Origin of the sequence: Alishewanella sp. d11, from assembly GCF_049390205.1 — a bacterium.
GTDB lineage: Bacteria > Pseudomonadota > Gammaproteobacteria > Enterobacterales > Alteromonadaceae > Alishewanella.
This window is the reverse complement of the sequence record NZ_CP186547.1, coordinates 1,590,979-1,606,738: the sequence shown is the minus strand read 5'-3', so window position 1 is coordinate 1,606,738 and position 15,760 is coordinate 1,590,979. Positions and strand designations below refer to the sequence as shown.

Sequence of the window (15,760 nt, the reverse complement as noted above, 5' to 3'; positions counted from 1 at the left end):
AAACTCTTCATTACGATTAACTCAACTTTACAACACTTCGCTTTTCGAGGCTTTCGTTAGCACCCTGAAGCGAGGCGGCCATTTTAGTGATTTTAAACTTACTGTCAAGCGTCTTTTTAAAAGATTTTTGCAACTCGCTTTATCACTCGGTTACTGCTATGTTTCTGGTGAAGCGCAGTACCCCGTGGCATGGCGCGCATTATAGGGCGTTTTAGAAATGACGCAAGCCTCTTTTTAATAAAAACATGGTATTTTGTGTTGTTAGCAGAAAATTTCAACGAAGTGCAGCTTTTTAACACGTTTACTGCATAATATGTCGACACTGGAGGGTATATGACGTTACGAACTTACAAAGGAATAGCACCAAAGCTAGGCACAGGCGTTTACATTGATGCTTCCAGCGTATTAGTGGGTGATATTGAATTAGCTGCAGATGTGAGTATTTGGCCTTTAGTCGCTGCCCGAGGTGATGTTAACTTTATACGCATAGGCGCGCGAACTAATGTACAAGATGGTTCAGTGCTTCATTTGTCACGCCCGAGCAAAGGCAAACCAGCAGGATCACCACTTATTATAGGTGAAGACGTTACCGTCGGTCATAAAGTGATGCTGCATGGCTGCACTCTGGGTAATAGGATCTTAATTGGAATGGGCGCTATTGTGATGGATGATGTTGTTGTAGAAGATGATGTGATCATCGGTGCGGGGAGTTTGGTGCCACCAGGTAAGAGATTAGCCAGTGGCTATTTATATGTTGGTAGCCCCGCTAAACAAGCAAGGCCTTTAACAGAGCATGAAATGGCTTTTCTAAAAGAGTCAGCGTTAAACTATGTCCAACTGAAAGATGAGTATCTGGCTGAAGTTTAAAGCCAGATTTCACCAAACTCATTATAACTATCCTTAGAAATAGCCAACTCTGCTTTATCTTCCCAAGTAAAGGCTTCGGCTTTTACTTGGGATAACGCTTGCTCTGGATCGTCGGTAATAATGAGAGGTATAAAGCAAGTAACTTTTAGTCCTGCTACTAGGCAACTAAAACCGATGGCTGCTTTATCTTTTGCATAGTAAAAGTCATTGTTAAAAATTAGCTGCTGATTCATCGGCGGAGCTGATCCTGTAATAGGGTAAGTACGGGTTCAATGTTTGGCTGCTTGCCACGCCAAATAGTAAAAGCCGCCGCCGCTTGTGCGACTAACATACCCAAGCCATCTGCTTGCACAGGTACACCCTGCTCTTTACACCAGCTTAAGAATGCCGTTGGTTTAGCCCCATATAGCATGTCATACGCTAATTGACAGTGTATTAAGTGCTTACTAGCAAGTGCTGGTCGCTCGTTTGTTAAACCTGACGAAGTAGCATTGATCACCAGATGATAGGCCTGCTCGGGAATAGCATCTAGCTTGGCAGCAATAACGGATGCGGGAAAAGCCTCAGCAATTGCTTGCGCCTTTGCCACTGTGCGGTTTGCGATAACGATTTTAGCAACCCCTGCCTGTAATAGTGGGCCCACAACCCCGCGACTTGCGCCCCCCGCTCCCAGCAGTAATATAGAGGCATTAGTCAGTTTTGCTCCAAGGCGCTCAAGATCCTGTACCAAGCCAATACCATCGGTGTTATCGCCTACTAACTTACCTTCACTATTTATATAGAGAGTATTTACCGCGCCAGCTTGTTGCGCTCGCTCAGATAAAATCTCGGCCAGTGCAAATGCTTGCTCTTTAAACGGCACGGTAACATTAGCCCCCCTCCCTCCCTGATCAACAAAGGTTCGCCAGCTGTCGGCAAAACTATCTACTGGTGCTAGAATAGCCTCATAGCTTAACGACTCAGCGGTTTGCAGAGCAAAGTGCTGATGTATAAAAGGAGACTTTGAGTGTCCTATCGGATTACCAAATACAGCGTAACGGTCCACAAGAATGCCTTTTAAGAAGTTAATACAGATGATTTTTAATAAAAGTACCACAAATAGCAAGGCACATCCGACACCAGAACAAACGCCTTATCAATTAATGGGCGGCGAAACAGCGGTAAGAGCTCTGGCCAATCGCTTTTACGATATTATGGAAACTGCGCCCGAAGCGAAAGCGCTTTATGCTATTCATCCTCTGCCGCTAGATACCATTCGACAAAAATTCTTTGAGTTTTTATCCGGTTGGCTAGGTGGCCCAGCCTTATTTGAAGAAAAATATGGTCATCCTAGATTACGGGCCCGCCATATGCCTTTTACCGTGAACGCACAACTGCGCGATGAATGGATGTTTTGTATGAATCAAGCGCTGGATGAGGTTGTAACAGATAAGCTGCTACGGGAAGGCATTCGCCAGTCGATTGGGCAACTGGCGAGCCATATGATTAACTGTTAATCGGCTTGCTGTAACAGCCAGTCTTGCGGTTTTAGATAACGCTCGTATAGGAGCGCTTCAGCACTGCCCAGCTCGGGTTGATAACTATACTGCCAGCGCACCAAGGGTGGCATCGACATGAGAATGGACTCAGTACGACCGCCACTTTGTAAGCCAAACAGGGTGCCACGGTCATACACCAAGTTAAACTCGACGTAACGGCCACGTCGATAAAGCTGGAATTGTCGTTCACGCTCACCATAAGGTAAGGCTTTGCGTTTTTCGACAATGGGTAAATAGGCTTGAGTGAAAGCCTCACCCACCGCTCGCATTAACGCAAAGCTTTGCTCAAAACCTGGCGCATTTAAATCATCAAAAAATAAACCACCTACACCGCGGGTTTCATTGCGGTGTTTTAAATAGAAATAGTCGTCACACCATTTTTTGTAGTTTGGATAGTACTGAGCACCAAAGGGATCAACCGCATTCTTTGCGGTTTGATGCCAATGCATAACATCCTCTTCAAACGGGTAGAATGGCGTTAAGTCAAAACCACCACCAAACCACCATACGGGGGCTTCACCTGCTTTTTCAGCAATAAAAAATCGGACATTGGCATGGGTGGTCGGCAAATACGGGTTATGCGGATGAATCACCAGCGAGACACCGCAAGCATTAAAGTTACGCCCAGCTAATTCGGGGCGATGAGCGGTAGCAGACGCGGGCATTTGCGCACCATAGACATGAGAGTAATTTACCCCCGCCTGTTCAAATACGCTGCCTGCAGTCAATACTCTACTACGGCCACCACCGCCTTCCGCCCGTTGCCAGGCATCTTCTACAAAGTGTGCGCCACCATCAGCTTGCTCTAACTGCTGGCAAATGCTGTCCTGCAATGCCATAAGAAAGGCTTGCACCTGCTGCAATTGTTCTGAATACTTTGCCATCTTAACTCCCGAAAACTTCCAGCCTATGCATGCAGACAGTACCAAAGGTTAATAACTTATTAAAACCGCAAGACGAATTTCTCTAACCTGCCCCTGATACCAAAGCATAAACACTAAACGATTTATTCATAACCCGATGAGCGTTATAATAACCCTTTAAACCTTCGACTTCATCAAGTTCACAAAGGAAACCACTATGCAGGTTGGTATTATCATGGGTTCAACGTCAGATTGGCCTACCATGAAACATGCGGCAGATATGCTGGACCGTTTTGGCATTGCCTATGAAACAAAAGTGGTTTCTGCTCATCGCACACCACAGTTATTAGCCGATTACGCCTCAGCTGCCGCCGCGCGTGGTTTGAAAGTGATTATTGCCGGCGCAGGTGGTGCAGCACATTTACCTGGCATGGCCGCTGCTTTTACCAGCTTACCTGTTTTAGGCGTACCCGTACAATCTAAAGCCTTAAAGGGCTTAGACTCGCTACTCTCCATTGTGCAAATGCCTAAAGGCGTTGCCGTTGGCACCCTTGCTATTGGCGATGCCGGTGCCGCGAATGCAGGCTTGCTTGCTGCACAAATTCTGGCAACCAGTAATGCTGACTTATTAAAACAAATTGATGCGTTCCGTGCTGCTCAAACTGAAATGGTGTTAAGCCAACCCGATCCGTCACAGGTAACACTATGAATGTCTTAGTACTCGGTGCTGGGCAACTGGCCAGAATGATGGCACTGGCCGGTGCGCCGCTGAATATCAATATCAGTGCCTATGATGTGAATACTGATCATATTGTCCACCCACTAACGCAGGCGCAACTTGGTAGTGGCTTAGCGCAAGCACTAGCGGCAGCCGATGTAGTGACCGCTGAATTTGAACATATCCCGCTACCGATATTAGAGCAGTGCCAGCAAAGCGGTAAATTTTTACCAGGCGCTGAAGCCATCAAGGCAGGCGGCGATCGGCGAATCGAAAAAGCTTTATTGGAGCGCGCCGGCGTTGCCAGTGCGGCTTATCGCATTATTAACTCAGAAACGGATTACAACACTGCTATTGCAGAACTCGGCTTACCTTTAGTGTTTAAAAGCGCACTGGCAGGCTACGATGGCAAAGGCCAGTGGCGTTTAAAAACCGCAGCCGATGCCAAAGCGGTTTGGCAACAAATAGCCGCATTTCTAGCAGCAGATAGCAAGCAAGCCATCGTTGCTGAACAGTTTATTCGCTTTGAGCGCGAAGTGTCTTTAGTGGGTGCACGCAGCAGTAATGGCGAAGTCAAAGTTTATCCACTAACTGAGAATCACCATGTCAATGGCGTACTCAGTGTGTCGTTAGCCCGCCCAGTAGCACAGCCATTGCAGCAGCAAGCAGAGCAGATGTTTGCCGCCGTAGCCAATAGCCTTAACTATGTGGGAGTGCTGGCGATTGAGTTTTTTGAGGTTGACGGACGTCTGCTGGTTAATGAAATCGCGCCAAGAGTACATAACTCTGGCCATTGGACGCAGCAAGGTGCCGACTGCTGTCAGTTTGCTAATCATTTACGGGCAGTCTGTGGTTTACCTTTAGGTAGCACAGCATTAGTTCGGCCTACTTTGATGGTAAATATCTTAGGTGAAGATCAAGTACCAGCCAGCATACTGACACTGCCCGCCTTAGGATTGCATTGGTACGGCAAAACTAAAAGAGCCGGTCGCAAAATGGGGCATATCAATCTGTCAGCCCATAGCAGCGCAGAGCTTAAAACCTTATTTGCGAAGTTGATTGATCAGCTGCCAGCTAGCGCCTTTCCTGAATTGGCGCAAATGCTAGAACGCATTTAAGCAACACTGAGTAAAACCAGATAAAGATGCAGTAAGCTTCTGCATCTTTTGCTCAATTAGCATCCGTCAGCTAGCGTCGGAACAGACTGTTTACGCTGACAGGCTTTCGCCGCACAGTATATTCCCGATTTTTTCTGTACTAGTAATGGAAAAGCACAGTGTTCGCACGTACCCGCTATCGGTGCATCGTTTAATAAGAACTTACAATCTGGATACTGATCGCAACCCCAAAAGGTTTTGCCATATTTACTCAAACGCTCCGTAAGGCGGCCCTTTTCACATTTAGGGCATTGCACAGTATTCGCCGTTTCTGGCGCATCATGCACAATAAAATGACACTTTGGATAATTAGTGCAGCCAATAAACATACCGTAACGGCCGTTTTTAACCGCCAGTGGCGAGGTGCACTCTGGACAGGCTTCCTGCTCTAGCACTTTCACTATCGTATTTTCATGTTGGTGCAATGCTTTAATATATTCACACTTAGGATATGCGCTGCAACCGATAAAGGGACCAGTCTTACCACTGCGAATAACCAAAGGTTGCTGGCATAAAGGGCAAGGTTCGGAATGTTCTTTCAAGGAAAAAAGTGGAGAATGATCTGTCATGGTCGCGCTAATACCTTTGCTTGCAGTTAGCCAAAGTTTAAGTTTTGCAGATCGGTAATACTCATTACCCACCTGCAAAACTTATTATCTCAGAGCCAACCCTGTTAGGTTTAATTAAAATCTAAGCGCAAAGTGTTAAACATAACGCAATATAGACTTACGTTGAAACCAAGGTTGATCTCCGCTAATGCAGAGGACCTTCAGGTTCATCAAATAACAAATCTTCCATTTGGGCATAGGCATTTTCACGGCCTGGTACATTAAATAATACCATTAACACCACCCATTTCAGATCTTCAAGGCTAATACTATTTCCGTCTAAATCCATCACGCGGTCAATAACCATCTCACGCGTAGTCGCGTCTAGCACATTAATTTGCTCTAAGAACATCAGGAAGCCCTGACCTTCTGTATCAATTTTCTGGTACTCTTCAACGGTAAGAATACGCGTTGCATTGCTGGTTGCTTTGGATAAATATGGCTTGGTTTGATTTTCCTGTAACGCCGATAAACGATCTAACCATTTCAGCGCACGGAAAATGTCTGCATCATGAAAACCGGCTTTACTGAGCTCTTTCGTCAGATCCGCATGATTTACATAGATATCAGCTTCATTGTGAATGTAATTTTCGAACAGATAAACGAGGATATCAAACATAATCAGGTACCCCTCACTCTAATGTAACCACCAGGAACTGCAGCAGCCTTACCGGCTAATTCTAACTCTAGTAAGGCAATGGATACGTCTGTCACTGTTATGCCAACCCGCTCAGCAAGTAAATCTACTGGTATCGGTTGTTCATCTAAGCTATCTAACAACTGTTGAGTACACAAGTCTACTATAGCATTTATTTCAGAGGCTTGTGCTAAGCCATTGTCGGCAAATAACGCCCGCTCTTCAAGAATATCGGCCACACAGGTGACAAGTTTAGCGCCTTGTTGAATCAGATAGTGACATCCAGCAGCTTGCGGATTAGTAATTGCCCCCGGCACCGCAAAAACTTCTCGATTATAATCCACTGCCAGATGGGCACTAATCAAAGAACCACTTTTTAATGCCGCCTCGACAACAACAGTTCCAGTACTAAGACCTACTACTATACGGTTACGTTGCGGAAAAAATTCGGCTCTGGCTCGAATATCTGGAAAATACTCCGAAATGAGGGCACCTGCTTGCACAATATGCGCTGCCAGCGGTTTATTACTGTTTGGATAAATCTGTCTTAAACCATGCCCTAACACGGCAAGGGTTTTCCCACCTGCGTCTAAGGCACCTTTATGGCATTCACTGTCAATCCCTTGCGCCATACCACTGGTGACTAACATGCCATTTTGGGTCAATTCTGCTGCCAGTTGCCGGGCAATTTTTCGCCCTGTAGGCGAAGGAGAGCGACTGCCCACCATCGCAATTTGTGGCTTTGCTAATAAAGTGGCATCACCTTTTACAAATAATACCAGCGGCGGCTGACGGGTTTCCTTCAAGAGCGGAGGATAAAGTGGGTGATCAAAACAAATAACATGGTGATCAGAAGCTTCCGCTTGCCACGCAAGGGCCTGCTCCGCCAAAGGTTTTGCTTCGTAACAGAGTCGCTGAGCTTGCCGAGACGTAAAGCCAATCTGTTGCAAAGTGCTAGCAGGTAGCGCGAGCAACTCCGCCAAACTCATATGCTCACTTAGCTCGCGATACCGCTGGCCACTCAGACCAATACTTGCTAAAGCAAGCCAGTGCTGCACATTCGTCATAGCACACCAGCTCCCTTGTTTTCAGGCTATAAGTTGCCTATGTAATCTCCAACTCTAACAGGTCGAGATGTTTGCGTGACAATAGCAAAACTGACTTGCTCAGATACCTTAAACACCATTAACTCACCCACTTTTTCTTGTGGCATTGTTAATGCTTCGCCGCCAAAATCACGCATCACTTTTTGCAACTTAGTGGCATCTTCTAAGTAGACTGGACCATTACGGCCATCGACCACACTAGGAGATTGGCGATAAATCCCTAACATATAACCAGATTTTAGATCTTGTGCACCACGATTAAGTACAACAATGTCCATTTTGGCAAATTCACGTAAATTGGAGGTTGTCGCAATAATTCGGCCTGCAACTGCCTGTTCCGGTTTACGCATCATAAATTGCGCAGGAAGTGACTGATTATCATAAGCAGGAATCACCTTGTCTCCTTGGCGAACTTCCCTGATGGCATTAAGCACTTTTAAAGAAGCAGGCACCGCCGCCACACTCTCTGTAGCAGCTTGTCCACTGCGAAAAGCGCGAGTGGTAGCAATTAAGTTAGTCTCAAACCCCAGTGTCTCACCGCTATCTAAATCAATGTAAGGGCGGCCCTGTCGATAAATTGCGTAACTAACCCCCTCTTGCAATACACTGTTTACGTATAAGGTGTGGGTTTCTGTCGCACTCTTAGAAGCCGTGTTACTCCCTAAAATATAGGGTAACGCATCAATTTCAACTTGAGATAAAGCTTGATCGTAAGTTAGAAATGGCCGGATGATGCCAAGCGGTAAGGTAGCAATCGCATCTTCAGCTTTAAAAGTCGTTCGGCCTTGCGGTGATAACCGCTTTACTCTTTTGTTAATAGCTAAACGTGGACGGCCCTGACTGTCATAGGTTAATGACAAAACATCACCTGGGTAGATCAGATGCGGGTTGGCTATTTGGGGGTTAACTTGCCATAACTCTGGCCACAACCAAGGATGCTCAAGATAAATACCCGAGATATCCCAAAGCGTATCCCCTGGCTTAACAATATAAGTTTCAGGCGCATTAGGACGAAGTTTTAAAACATCTGCGATAACCGATGTTGTTAACCAACAAAGTGATGCCGCCAGTATCAAAGTTATTTTTTTTAGCATCCCAGCACCTTTTATACCTAACTCATTTTAATAATTACATACTAAGCTGTTATTACAGCGCAATAATGGCTAAAATTAAAACATACCACAACCAACTAATTAAAGCATATTTTGTAGGTGTTATGGCAGTATTAAAAGTATTACATTTTCCCGATGAGCGCTTACGTACCATCGCTAAGCCTGTCCCCGCAGTTACACCAGAGATAAAACAACTGGTGCGTGACATGCTGGATACAATGTACGATGAAAACGGCATCGGTTTAGCCGCAACTCAAGTTAATGTGCATTTACGGGTCGTCGTTATTGATCTTTCAGAAGAACGTAATGACCCGCTTGTGTTTATTAACCCTGAGATTATCGCACATGATGGTGAAACCAGCTATGAGGAAGGTTGCTTATCTGTACCACAGAATTACGCTTCTGTTTCCAGAGCCAAAAATGTGACCATAAAAGCGCAGGATATTGACGGTAACTGGTTTGAACTTAACGCTGATGGTTTATTAGCGATTTGTATACAGCACGAGTTAGATCACTTAATTGGTAAACTCTTTATTGATTATTTATCGCCCTTAAAACGTGACAGAATTCGTAAAAAACTAGAGAAAGAAGCCAAACTGGCTGAGCGCCACGCGCTGTAAACAGGAATAAAAGTGACCCAACCTCTTCGTATTATCTTTGCCGGTACACCGGATTTTGCTGCCTGCCATTTGCAGGCTTTACTTGATAGCGACCATCAGGTGGTTGCAGTTTACACGCAACCCGATAGACCTGCTGGCCGTGGCCAGAAACTGCAGCCTAGCCCTGTAAAACAACTGGCGCTAACCCAACAAATTCCGGTTTTCCAACCAAAATCACTTAAAAAAACCAAAGCGCAGCAAGAACTTGCTGCGATTGATGCTGATTTGATGGTCGTCGTCGCCTATGGCTTAATTTTACCCCAAGCCGTGTTAACCGCGCCGAGGTTGGGATGTATTAATGTGCATGGTTCTTTGCTGCCGCGTTGGCGAGGCGCAGCCCCGATACAACGCGCTATTTGGGCTGGCGATGCAGAAACAGGCATCACCATAATGCAAATGGACGAAGGTTTAGATACTGGCGCTATGTTAAGTAAATTATCCTGCCCAATCACGGCAGAAGATACCAGCGCCTCACTCTATACCAAATTAGCCAAGCTTGGGCCTCAAGCATTACTGTCTGCCTTGTCTACATTACCTGAACTGCAACAGCAGGCAGAAATACAGGATGAGTCATTAGCTAACTATGCTGAAAAACTCAACAAAGAAGAAGCTCGACTCGATTTTTCGAAAACCGCTGACGCATTAGTCCGTGAAATTAGAGCCTTTAATCCTTGGCCAGTGAGTTATGTTGAATTACCACAAGGCACCGTAAAGGTGTGGCAAGCACATGTTGTTGATACGGCAGCGACGCAAGCTGGACAAATCGTTAAAGCAGATAAAACCGGTATTTATATCGCTTGCCAGCAACACACGCTCGTGATTACCCAGTTACAACCACCAGGCAAGAAAGCCATGTCGGTAGCAGATTTCCTTAATGGTCGGTCAGACTGGCTAATACCAGGGCAACAATTATGAGCGCCCAACTTAGAGCTTTAGCCGCAGAAACTTGCTTTCAAGTGGTCGATCAAGGCAAATCACTTTCTGATGTTTTACCCAAAGCTCAGCAACAATTATATGCCGCGCCAGATAAAGCCTTGTTACAAGAGATATGTTTTGGCGTAATGCGAACCTTGCCGCAACTTGAAACCGTTTGCCAACAACTAATGAGTAAGCCCTTAATTAAACAATTGCGTCCGTTGCAATTTTTAATTTACGTCGGCATTTATCAATTACAATTTATGCGTATCCCTGATCACGCAGCCATTAGTGAAACAGTTGAAGCGGCACGTAGTTTAAAAGGTCAAAACCTGACTAAGCTGATAAATGGTGTGCTACGCAACGTGCAGCGCCAACCTGCATTATTTGATTTTTCTGCCTGCAGTGATGCCGTACAGTTTAACCATCCAGGCTGGATAATTAGCGCTCTGCAACAGGCGTATCCTGAGCATTGGCAAACCATCTTAGCCGCAAACCAACAAAAAGCTCCACTCTGGCTTCGAGTAAATCAGCAACAAATCAGCCCAACGGCATTTATGGCTGAATTAACAAAAGCAGAGATCAGCTGTAGTCAACCTTTTGCTTATTTGCCCGTTGCCATAAAACTGGAGCAGGCACGTGATATTACCTTACTGCCAGGTTATGCAGAGGGCTGGTTTTCCGTTCAAGATGCTGCAGCGCAACATGCTGCGCTCTTGTTAAATGCCGATCCAGGCGAGAAGGTACTGGATGCTTGCTGTGCACCCGGAGGCAAAACATGCCATCTGCTTGAGCAAACGCCAGCGTTATCCGTCACCGCTCTAGATCGCGATGCGAAACGTCTCGAGCGCGTTCATCAGAACCTTGACCGACTTAAACTCTCCGCGCGAGTGATTGCTGCCGATGTGCTAGATATTGATAGTTGGTGGCAAGGCGAACTATTCGATCGAATTTTATTGGATGTACCCTGCTCCGCAACGGGGGTGATTCGCCGTCATCCTGATATTCGTTGGCTGCGCAAAAAGGCCGATATTGCCCCTTTAGTGGTGTTACAACAACACATATTACAGCAAGCATGGCAGCTGCTAAAACCAGGTGGCAGCTTACTATATGCAACCTGTAGTGTGCTACCCGCTGAAAATGCTGAGCAAATACAGCGTTTTCTCACTGAGCAACACGATGCGGAATTACAGCAGTTGGCGCCAGCGAATAGCGGTGTGAGCTGGCAAATTTTACCTGGCGAGCAAGATATGGATGGCTTTTTCTTCGCATTACTTCACAAAAAGACCACAGATTAAGGCGCAATATGAAAATCATTATTCTGGGTGCTGGCCAGGTTGGTGCAACCTTAGCTGAAAACTTGGTGGGTGAGCAAAACGATATTACTATCGTTGACACCAACCTTGATAAGCTGCGCGCCCTGCAGGATCGCTTTGATCTTCAGGTCATTTACGGCCATGGTTCGCATCCGGATATTTTGCGCAAAGCTGGGGCTGAAGATGCCGATATGGTGGTGGCTGTGACCAATAGCGATGAAGTGAATATTGTCGCCTGTCAGGTGGCCTATAGTATGTTTAATACCCCACTTAAAATCGCCCGCATTCGCACCAACCAATATCTGAAATATCGGGACGAGCTGTTTCATAAAGACGATATGCCGGTGGATCACTTTATCGCTCCCGAAGCCTTGGTCACTAACTACATCCGGCGTTTGATAGATTATCCCGGTGCTTTACAGGTGGTAGAATTTGCCGAGGGCAAAGTGAGCTTAGTGGCAGTAAGAGCCTACTATGGCGGCTTGCTAGTTGGGCATGCCTTGTCTGCGTTAAAAGAGCATATGCCGCATATTGAAACCCGAGTCGCCGCAATTTACCGACGCGGCACAGCAATTAAACCTTTGGGAACTACCATTATTGAAGCCGATGATGAGGTATTCTTTGTCGCCGCCACTAAGCATATCCGGTCGGTAATGAGCGAGCTGCAAAAGCTAGAGCGCAGCTACCGGCGCATCATGATCGCTGGCGGCGGTAATGTCGGCTTTGGTTTAGCTCGAGCCCTTGAAAAAACACACAGTGTTAAGCTAATTGAGCGCAGTAAGGAACGAGCCGAGTTTTTATCCAGTGGCTTAGACAATACCGTGGTGTACGTTGGCGATGCTTCAGATCCAGAGCTATTAGAAGAAGAAAATATTGAGCAAATTGATGTTTTTATTGCCGTAACCAATGACGATGAAGCCAATATCATGTCAGCCATGCTCGCAAAAAGAATGGGCGCGCAAAAGACTATGGTACTGATAAAACGTGGCGCTTATGTTGATTTGTTACAAGGTGGCGAAGTGGATATTGCCGTATCGCCACAACAAGCGACAATTTCCGCTTTGCTAACGCATATCCGTCGTGGCGACATTGTTAATGTGTACTCACTTCGTCGTGGCGCAGCAGAAGCAATAGAGGCCATCGCCCACGGCGATAGCAGCACAAGCAAAGTCGTCGGTAAAACTATAGGTGAAATCAAATTGCCTCCGGGTACCACCATTGGCGCCATCGTGAGAAGCGATGAAGTACTGATTGCACACGACAATACCCGAATTGAAACAGATGACCACATCATTCTTTTTATGGTCGATAAGAAACATATTGTTGAAGTAGAGAAACTGTTTCAGGTGAGCGCTATTTTTATTTAATCCAGTTCATCGCTCTAATTTACAGTATGCCTGCTTTAAAAAAGGCTTGCTCAGCAAGCCTTAATCCTTCCAAAAGGCTGGCGTAAACAACACCAATAAGGTGAAAATTTCTAAGCGACCAAACACCATGGCAATAATTAAGATCCATTTACTGGCATCCGGAATATTACCAAAATGCGCAGCGACCTCGCCCAAACCTGGACCAAGGTTATTTAAACAAGCGGCCGTTGCAGAAAACGCCGTAATATTATCCAGCCCAGTAAAAATCAACGCCAACATTATTACAACGAATACCAACGCATAAGCCGCAAAAAAACCCCACACTGCTTGTACGATGCGATCTTCTACCGGCCGCCTACCGAGCTTAATCGCATAAATTGCGCGTGGATGCACCAGGCGGTTTAATTCACGTGCACCTTGTTTAAATAATAACAAGACGCGCACAACCTTCATCCCCCCTCCCGTAGAGCCGGCACAACCGCCAATAAAGCTGGAAAAAATCAATAAAATAGGTAAAAACAGTGGCCATGCCGCAAAGCCATCGGTTGCAAAGCCGGCGGTGGTTGAGATGGAAACAGCCTGAAACGCCGCATGGTTTAACGCGGTTAAACCATTGTCATAAACCTTGGTATGCAGCAAGACTAAAAAGCAAATGAGGATCAGTGCAGCCTGAATACCAAGAAAGGTTTTAAACTCTGGATCGCGAAAGTAAGTACTTACACTTTTACCACGAATTACCGCAAAGTGGAGTGGAAAATTGATAGCGCTAATCAATAAAAACAACACACAAATCATATTGATCGTTGCACTGTTAAAATACCCAATGCTGGCATCATAGGTTGAGAAGCCGCCAATAGCGACCGTAGAGAAAGCATGGCAAATGGCATCGAACAACGACATTCCAGCTAAATAAAAGGCTAAGGCGCATAACACTGTAATCGCCAGATAGATATACCAAAGGTGTTTAGCCGTATCGGCAATACGCGGCGTCATTTTATTGTCTTTTACCGGGCCAGGAGTTTCCGCACGATATAACTGCATTCCCCCAACGCCTAACAGCGGAAGAATGGCTACCGCCAATACGATAATCCCCATCCCGCCCAACCATTGCAGTTGTTGCCGGTAATACAGAATGGCTTTAGGTAACAACTCGATCCCGGTCAGAACAGTCGCCCCCGTCGTGGTAAGGCCAGAAAAGGCTTCAAACATGGCAGCAGCCAAATCCATATCAGGATTTTCAGCCAGTACAAAAGGAATTCCGCCTACCGCGCCTAACACTGTCCAAAATAATACGACAATGAGAAAACCATCACGTACCTTTAACTCATCTCGGTATTGCCGATTCGGATACCAGATAACAAACCCCATGGCCAAGCACAGTAAAAACGACAGGATAAAAGGTACGCCAGCACCATCTTTATACCAATAAGCCACCAACGCGGGTGGAATCATAGTAATGCTGAAAATAGCGATCAGCATGCCTAATATGCGGATAATAGAGCGATATTGCATAGCGTCCTTTTGGGTGCGAATTAGGGTAATTGCAGTTCGCGGGTCATATTTTCATTGCGTTCACGATGCACAATAATATTGTCTTCTATACGAATGCCGCCAAAACACCGGAACGCATCGACCTTCTGCCAGTTGACTAACTTAGCTTGCGCAGTCTGTTGCAGGTCGGCTAATAGGCTATCAATGAAATACAAACCAGGCTCTATCGTAAAAACCATCGAAGGCTCGACCAGACGAGTACACCTTAAAAAGGGATGTTGTGCTGGTGCAGCAACATGCGTACCCCGCTCATCTGACATAAAACCACCCACATCATGTACTTGTAACCCCAAATGGTGGCCAATACCGTGCGGGAAAAAAGTGCTGCTTATACCTGACTCGATGATCGTTTCAACATTACTTTGAACAAAATCGAAATCGATTAGCACTTGAGCAATCAGTCTGTGGCTTAAAAATTGGAGATCGCTATATTTTATGCCTGGCTTTAATGCCTCCACTGTTGTCAGATGCACCTGATTTACCGCCTGAATGAGATCGGCAAATTCATCGTTAGGATTAAAACTATAAGTTCGCGTGATATCTGCCGCATAACCATGAAACTCAGCGCCTGCGTCAATTAAAAAAGAATGATGCTGAGCGGGTTTTTGCCGTTCTAACGCGGTGTAATGCAAAATAGCAGCATGGTCATTTAAACCAATAATATTGCCGTAAGGCACTTCATTCTCAGTTTGCCCAACCGCAGCTAAATAGGCTAATTGAATATCAAACTCGCTACCACCGGCATAAAAAGCGGCAGCTGCTGCTCTATGTCCTGCGACGGCCATTTGATTAGCAATACGCATGCAGGCATGTTCATAAGAGGTTTTGTAAGCGCGATGATAATGCAAGTAGTTCAATACAGGTTCAGGGTTAATTTCAGTAAAACCTAGGGCTTTGGCAACCTCTAAATATTCGCCAATGTAAGCCAAACGTGCTTTATCATAAGGTAGCAAGGTCTCTACCAAATTGGCTTTTTCCAGTAACTGAATATCAAAAAATTCAGCCCAAAACGCCTTAGGTTCATCTGGCACCTTGTGCCAAAAATCTTTTGGTCGATAAAAAATAAGTTTTGGTTTATTTACGCCATCGACCAGCAACCAGCAATGTGGGTTATCTAACACGGGCAGCCAAGCTTTGAAATGGGGGTTCGCTTTGAATGGGTAATCCATATCGTCTAAAAACTTACGTTTTGCTTGGCCGGAATGAATGACTAGCCCATCTAAATTTTCACGCGCCAAGACATTACGGGTGCGCTGTTGTAATTCGGCAATATGCTCATGATACAGTTGCTGATAGGTCGGGTTCATAAATACCTTATTCGTTGCTGTAAGATCGGTTCGATATTA

17 protein-coding genes are annotated in these 15,760 nt (G+C 45.7%); 8 read left to right on the top strand and 9 right to left on the bottom strand.

The window, feature by feature from the left end; all coding sequences use genetic code 11:
* The first annotated feature begins 333 nt into the window (after window positions 1-333).
* The gene (locus tag ACO1PK_RS07215; protein ID WP_423187996.1) at window positions 334-867 is read left to right on the top strand and encodes a gamma carbonic anhydrase family protein; all 534 of its coding nucleotides are present in this window, start codon (window positions 334-336) and stop codon (window positions 865-867) included.
* Here ACO1PK_RS07215 and ACO1PK_RS07210 read toward each other — a convergent pair.
* Both ACO1PK_RS07210 and aroE read right to left on the bottom strand, forming a co-directional pair.
* Window positions 864-1,100, bottom strand: coding sequence for a DUF1488 family protein (locus tag ACO1PK_RS07210; RefSeq protein WP_423187995.1), 237 nt, complete (start codon window positions 1,098-1,100; stop codon window positions 864-866). The genes ACO1PK_RS07215 and ACO1PK_RS07210 overlap by 4 nt on opposite strands.
* Window positions 1,097-1,912, bottom strand: a complete 816-nt coding sequence (aroE, locus tag ACO1PK_RS07205) for a shikimate dehydrogenase (protein ID WP_423187994.1) — start codon at window positions 1,910-1,912, stop codon at window positions 1,097-1,099. The genes ACO1PK_RS07210 and aroE overlap by 4 nt, the downstream gene beginning before the upstream one ends.
* Before the next feature lie 28 nt (window positions 1,913-1,940).
* Here aroE and ACO1PK_RS07200 point away from each other — a divergent pair, with 28 nt between their 5' ends.
* Window positions 1,941-2,363 (top strand): group II truncated hemoglobin, encoded by a 423-nt coding sequence (locus ACO1PK_RS07200; RefSeq protein WP_229797045.1) that lies wholly within the window; start codon window positions 1,941-1,943, stop codon window positions 2,361-2,363.
* On the opposite strand, the gene hemF is transcribed toward ACO1PK_RS07200, so the two are convergent.
* Window positions 2,360-3,289 carry an oxygen-dependent coproporphyrinogen oxidase gene (hemF, locus tag ACO1PK_RS07195; protein ID WP_423187993.1) on the bottom strand — a complete coding sequence of 310 codons (930 nt, stop codon included), beginning with the start codon at window positions 3,287-3,289 and terminating at the stop codon, window positions 2,360-2,362. The genes ACO1PK_RS07200 and hemF overlap by 4 nt on opposite strands.
* A gap of 196 nt (window positions 3,290-3,485) precedes the next feature.
* Here hemF and purE point away from each other — a divergent pair, with 196 nt between their 5' ends.
* Entirely contained in the window at window positions 3,486-3,977 is a 492-nt protein-coding gene (gene purE, locus ACO1PK_RS07190) for a 5-(carboxyamino)imidazole ribonucleotide mutase (protein ID WP_423187992.1), read from the top strand.
* Complete coding sequence (locus tag ACO1PK_RS07185; RefSeq protein ID WP_423187991.1) at window positions 3,974-5,104, top strand: 5-(carboxyamino)imidazole ribonucleotide synthase; 1,131 nt, start codon at window positions 3,974-3,976, stop codon at window positions 5,102-5,104. Before purE ends, ACO1PK_RS07185 begins: the two co-directional genes overlap by 4 nt.
* 56 nt (window positions 5,105-5,160) lie before the next feature.
* On the opposite strand, the gene ACO1PK_RS07180 is transcribed toward ACO1PK_RS07185, so the two are convergent.
* From ACO1PK_RS07180 to ACO1PK_RS07165, 4 genes are all read right to left on the bottom strand, one after another.
* Complete coding sequence (locus tag ACO1PK_RS07180; protein WP_423187990.1) at window positions 5,161-5,712, bottom strand: topoisomerase DNA-binding C4 zinc finger domain-containing protein; 552 nt, start codon at window positions 5,710-5,712, stop codon at window positions 5,161-5,163.
* Between the two features lie 184 nt (window positions 5,713-5,896).
* Complete coding sequence (locus tag ACO1PK_RS07175) at window positions 5,897-6,370, bottom strand: DUF494 family protein (RefSeq protein ID WP_423187989.1); 474 nt, start codon at window positions 6,368-6,370, stop codon at window positions 5,897-5,899.
* A gap of 2 nt (window positions 6,371-6,372) precedes the next feature.
* Entirely contained in the window at window positions 6,373-7,455 is a 1,083-nt protein-coding gene (gene dprA / locus ACO1PK_RS07170; protein ID WP_423187988.1) for a DNA-processing protein DprA, read from the bottom strand.
* 26 nt (window positions 7,456-7,481) lie between these two features.
* Window positions 7,482-8,588 (bottom strand): LysM peptidoglycan-binding domain-containing protein, encoded by a 1,107-nt coding sequence (locus ACO1PK_RS07165; protein WP_423187987.1) that lies wholly within the window; start codon window positions 8,586-8,588, stop codon window positions 7,482-7,484.
* A 122-nt stretch (window positions 8,589-8,710) separates the two neighbouring features.
* Here ACO1PK_RS07165 and def point away from each other — a divergent pair, with 122 nt between their 5' ends.
* Genes def through trkA form a run of 4 tightly spaced genes read left to right on the top strand, consistent with a single transcriptional unit; the run spans window position 8,711 to window position 12,863 of the window.
* Complete coding sequence (gene def / locus ACO1PK_RS07160; RefSeq protein WP_423187986.1) at window positions 8,711-9,226, top strand: peptide deformylase; 516 nt, start codon at window positions 8,711-8,713, stop codon at window positions 9,224-9,226.
* 12 nt (window positions 9,227-9,238) lie between these two features.
* Window positions 9,239-10,180 carry a methionyl-tRNA formyltransferase gene (gene fmt / locus ACO1PK_RS07155; RefSeq protein WP_423187985.1) on the top strand — a complete coding sequence of 314 codons (942 nt, stop codon included), beginning with the start codon at window positions 9,239-9,241 and terminating at the stop codon, window positions 10,178-10,180.
* Window positions 10,177-11,478 (top strand): 16S rRNA (cytosine(967)-C(5))-methyltransferase RsmB, encoded by a 1,302-nt coding sequence (rsmB, locus tag ACO1PK_RS07150; protein WP_423187984.1) that lies wholly within the window; start codon window positions 10,177-10,179, stop codon window positions 11,476-11,478. Before fmt ends, rsmB begins: the two co-directional genes overlap by 4 nt.
* Before the next feature lie 8 nt (window positions 11,479-11,486).
* Window positions 11,487-12,863 carry a Trk system potassium transporter TrkA gene (gene trkA / locus ACO1PK_RS07145; protein ID WP_423187983.1) on the top strand — a complete coding sequence of 459 codons (1,377 nt, stop codon included), beginning with the start codon at window positions 11,487-11,489 and terminating at the stop codon, window positions 12,861-12,863.
* 60 nt (window positions 12,864-12,923) lie between these two features.
* On the opposite strand, the gene ACO1PK_RS07140 is transcribed toward trkA, so the two are convergent.
* Entirely contained in the window at window positions 12,924-14,375 is a 1,452-nt protein-coding gene (locus tag ACO1PK_RS07140; RefSeq protein ID WP_423187982.1) for a TrkH family potassium uptake protein, read from the bottom strand.
* Window positions 14,376-14,395: 20 nt separating this feature from the next.
* The gene (gene pepQ / locus ACO1PK_RS07135; RefSeq protein WP_423187981.1) at window positions 14,396-15,721 is read right to left on the bottom strand and encodes a Xaa-Pro dipeptidase; all 1,326 of its coding nucleotides are present in this window, start codon (window positions 15,719-15,721) and stop codon (window positions 14,396-14,398) included.
* Window positions 15,722-15,760: the final 39 nt, after the last annotated feature.